This is a genomic window from Streptomyces sp. GC420 (genome assembly GCF_009916105.1).
Taxonomy (GTDB): Bacteria; Actinomycetota; Actinomycetes; order Streptomycetales; family Streptomycetaceae; genus Streptomyces.
On the sequence record NZ_JAAAXQ010000581.1, the window covers coordinates 1 to 3321 of the forward strand.

4 protein-coding genes and 1 pseudogene are annotated in these 3321 nt (G+C 71.9%); all 5 read left to right on the forward strand.

The window, feature by feature from the left end:
- The first annotated feature begins 27 nt into the window (after positions 1-27).
- Entirely contained in the window at positions 28-543 is a 516-nt protein-coding gene (locus GUY61_RS36425; RefSeq protein WP_398958214.1) for a winged helix-turn-helix domain-containing protein, read from the forward strand.
- A gap of 14 nt (positions 544-557) precedes the next feature.
- Positions 558-1788, forward strand: a pseudogene (locus GUY61_RS36430) (acyl-CoA dehydrogenase family protein).
- Between the two features lie 128 nt (positions 1789-1916).
- Positions 1917-2375 carry an Rrf2 family transcriptional regulator gene (locus GUY61_RS36435; protein WP_166634582.1) on the forward strand — a complete coding sequence of 153 codons (459 nt, stop codon included), beginning with the start codon at positions 1917-1919 and terminating at the stop codon, positions 2373-2375.
- Between the two features lie 136 nt (positions 2376-2511).
- Positions 2512-2613 (forward strand): putative leader peptide, encoded by a 102-nt coding sequence (locus GUY61_RS41705; RefSeq protein WP_313897021.1) that lies wholly within the window; start codon positions 2512-2514, stop codon positions 2611-2613.
- A 330-nt stretch (positions 2614-2943) separates the two neighbouring features.
- A partial coding sequence (locus GUY61_RS36440; RefSeq protein WP_398958212.1) for an ABC transporter substrate-binding protein occupies positions 2944-3321 on the forward strand: 378 nt, incomplete at its 3' end.

Genomic DNA, 3321 nt, shown 5'->3' on the forward strand with positions numbered 1-3321 from the left:
GTCCTCCCCCGCTCCCCGGTCCCCGAAGTGCGCCATCTGCGCCTGGTGGGCGATACCGCGAAAAACGGCACCGGAGCGCACGGTCCGGCGCCGCTCGTCGGCTATCTCGTCCTCGTCCCCGAGGGCACCGACCCCGCCGAACTCTTCACCAAGGACGGGACGCGGCCGGAGATGCACCCCGTCGCCTACACGGACTCACCCTCTGCGCAGTGGACCGGCGACGAAATCGTCCGCATCGACACGGCGCGGCATGTCGCCGAGGTGGAGGGGCGCGAACTCGACCTCACCTACCTGGAGTTCGAGCTGCTGACCCATCTCGTGCAGCACCCCGGGCGGGTGCACTCGCGCGAACACCTGGTGGACAGGGTGTGGGGCTACGGCCATGTCGGTGACGGCCGCACCGTCGACGTCCACGTCGCGCGCCTGCGCAGGAAACTGGGCAAGGCCCACCGGCAGCGGATCGTCACCGTACGGCGGGTGGGGTACAAGTACGTGCCCGGCCCGCAGGAGAGCGCCGGCGCCGCACCCTGCGCCCGGCCCTGAGGAGCCCGGTTCGCATGAACCCTGTCCCCGCACCGCCGCGTTCCGTCGCACGGTCCGCCGACGCCGGTCCCGGCCGCGCGCACTGGCTGCGCGTGGCCCGCGATACGGCGGACGACCCGGCCACGGACGCGGTGGCCCGGGACCGGGCGGGCAAACCCCCGCTCGACGAGGTGTCCCGGCTGCGCGAGGCGGGACTGCTGACGCTGCTGGTACCGGCCGGGCTCGGGGGGAGGCGGCGCCGACTGGCGTGCGGCCTACGACGTCGTCCGGGAGATCGCCGCGGCCGACGGCGCGATCGGCCAACTGCTCGGCTGCCACTACTTCATGTCGTGGAGCGCGCGGTTTCTCACCGAGCCCGCTCGTGCGGAGCGCTTCGAGCGGGAGTCCGCGGCCGGACGGTGGTGCCGGGGCGGCGGTTTCGCCCCGCAGGAACCGCCCCTGACGCTGATCGCGGCGGCGGGCGGCCATGTCCTGAACGGCCGTCAGAATCATTTCAGCGGGGTCCTGGTGGCCGACCGCCTCGCCGTACGGGCCGTGCGGGCCGACACCGGTGAACCGCTCGCCGTCGCCGTCGATCCCTCCCGCCGGGGGGTCGTGGTGGAGAGCGGCGCCGAGACGTTCGGCCAGCGGCTGGCGGCCGGCGGCAGCGTGGAGCTCGACGGCGTGCCGGTCGGCGCCGACGACGTGCTCGGATCCCTGTCGGCGGACGAGGCCGTCCTGCAGCCCCCGGCCGCTCTGGCGTCGCCGGCGGGGCGCCTGGTCTCCGTGCAGCTCTGTCTCGGCATGGCCGAGGGTGTTCTCGCGGAAGCACGTGAGTACAGCAGGGCGGGCGCCTCGGCCTGGCACCCGGTCGGGCAGGCCGCCTCCCCCCGGGACCCGCACATACTGACCGCCTACGGGGAGCTCACCGTCGCCACCCGGTCCGCGTCCGCGCTCACCGGTCAGGCGATGCAAGCCCTGCACGCCGGGCCGGCCTGCGGCGAGGACCTCACCTACGACGAGTACGCGGAGATCTCCGTCCTGGTGGCCGTGGCGGAAGCCGCCGCCTCGCGGGCCGTGCAGGATTCCACCTCCCGCGCCCTGGACATCGTGGGCGCCCCTTCCGCGTCCTCGCGGCTGGGCTTCGACCGCTTCTGGCGCAATGCCAGGACCCTCACCCTGTACGAGCCCGTCACCCCCCGGCTCCGCGATGTCGGGGACTGCTTCCTCAACGGTGCGCACCCGCCGTTCGTCCTCCCCGCGTGAGGGGCCGGGCGGCCGGACCGGACGACGGGCCCCTGAGCCCCGCGACTGCCGGCCGCCGGCACCCGCCCGGCGGCCCACGGGACCGCCCGCGACGGACAGCGGCGCACGCCGTGCGGGATACTGGGACCATGCGGATCTCAGCCAGGGCGGACTACGCGGTACGTGCCGCGCTGCAGCTCGCCGCGTCACGCGACGACGGGCCGCTGAAGGCCGAGGCCATCGCCGACGCCCAGGACATTCCGCACAAATTCCTCGAAGGCATCCTCAACGACATGCGCCGGGGCGGGCTCGTGCTCAGCCGGCGCGGCGGCAACGGCGGCTACCGGCTGGCCAAGCCCGCCGAGTCCATCAGCATCGCGGACGTCATCCGCATCGTGGACGGCCCTCTCGTCTCGGTGCGCGGGGTCCGCCCCCCGGATCTGTCCTACACCGGCCCCGCCCAGTCGCTGCTTCCCCTGTGGATCGCGCTGCGGTCCAACGTGCGCGAGATCCTCGAGGGTGTGACGCTCGCCGACGTCGCATCGGCCGACCTGCCCGCCGAGGTGTCCGCGCGGGCCCAGTCCCCGGGCGCCTGGACCAACCCCTGACCCACCCGCCACCCGCTTTCTCTCGTATGGCGAGATAGTCTCGTCCATTATGCGAACGCCCCCTTGGGGCGGATGCCGCCGTCTGCCAATATGCCTATCAAACAGGTGGGAAAACTAGGGATTATGGGAGGTGGCCGTGCGAACGCTGAACCGCGCAGGTCGGCTGCTGCCCCTCCTGACCTCCCGCCGGCACATCGACCTGGTACGTACGTCCAGCGCCATCTGTCAGCCCGTCTGAGGCCGTCCACAGGACCTGGCCCCGCACGTAGAGCACCACACGCAGAGCGCCACGCAGAACACCACATTCAGCGCACCGCTGTGCTCCCTGTCGCCCGCCGCGGCCGGACCTGACGGCCCGCCCCCGGCCCACGACGCCGCTCCGCTTTCCCCTGACGGGGACTCGACGCGCACTCCTGCGGCACGCGACATGCATCCGCTTTCCTGCCTGTGACGGGGGTCCCGTCGCCGACGGCCGGGGAGCGGGGTGTGACGCATACCGATGACTTCTGACTTCGCGTCGTGGATTTCCGTACCTCCCCGACCACGCATCCCCCGAAAGGACACCTCCGTGTCTGCCGCAAGACCACACACCGCCCTGCGCACCATCGCCGCCATGGCGGCACTCCCCTTCCTGCTCACCGCCTGCGGCTACGGTTCCGATGCGGACGACGACAAGCAGACCGGAGTCGCGGCGGATGCCGAGAAACTCTCCGCCGACGAAGTGAAGATCGGTTACTTCCCCAACCTCACGCATGCCACCGCCCTGGTGGGCGTGCAGGAGGGCTTCCTCCAGAAGGAGTTGGGCGGCACAGCGATCAAGGCGTCGACGTTCAACGCGGGTCCGTCCGAGATCGAGGCGTTGAACTCGGGTTCCGTCGACATCGGTTTCATCGGTCCTTCGCCCGCGATCAACGGCTATACGAAGGCGGGCGGGGAGAACCTGCGG